Annotated in this window: 1 protein-coding gene; it reads left to right on the forward strand. The window is 41.4% G+C overall.

Going from position 1 to position 561, the window contains the following annotated elements; genetic code table 11:
- Positions 1 to 318: transposase (locus H5159_RS21265; RefSeq protein ID WP_182780972.1), on the forward strand; the 318-nt coding region annotated here is incomplete at its 5' end.
- Between the last annotated feature and the right edge of the window lie 243 nt (positions 319 to 561).

Genomic DNA, 561 nt, shown 5'->3' on the forward strand with positions numbered 1-561 from the left:
TATGCAGAGAACAACCGCGATAAAGTCATGACTCTGAGTTGTGATGAATTTTTACGGCGCTACTTACAACATGTATTGCCCAAAGGGTTTATGCGCATTCGCCACTATGGCTTTTTAGCTAATGCGTGTCGCAAGCGAAAGTTAGGGCTAATAAAGGCTCAAGTATCAGCATCCCCATGCAAAGCGGTGAAGCCGAAGGTAGAGCAAGAACGATTAATACCCCATTGGCCTTGCCAGTCATGCAAGACGGGGACCTTACGATTTATTGGTGTGATGAATTTAGATGAGGCGATAAATAAAATAGCGCGAACGAGTTAGCAGCCTTGCTTGCTGCATCAAATCAAAAAGTTAACCTGCTTAATTGCTCAGGCTAATAGCGACTGTGCGAGCGAAAAATATCCTTGCTTAACGGTTAAACATTCGGTTTAATGAATAGATAATAAACGCTGAGCAATGCAGGGAAAGCTTAAATTATAATAGGTAAGCTTATTAAATTAGCTGATTTAGCTAGAGCCTCTAAAAAGCAAATTCCCATAGCATAAACAACACCAACTCTGACAC

Source organism: Pseudoalteromonas sp. SG43-1 (assembly GCF_014164415.1).
Classification (GTDB): domain Bacteria; phylum Pseudomonadota; class Gammaproteobacteria; order Enterobacterales; family Alteromonadaceae; genus Pseudoalteromonas; species Pseudoalteromonas distincta.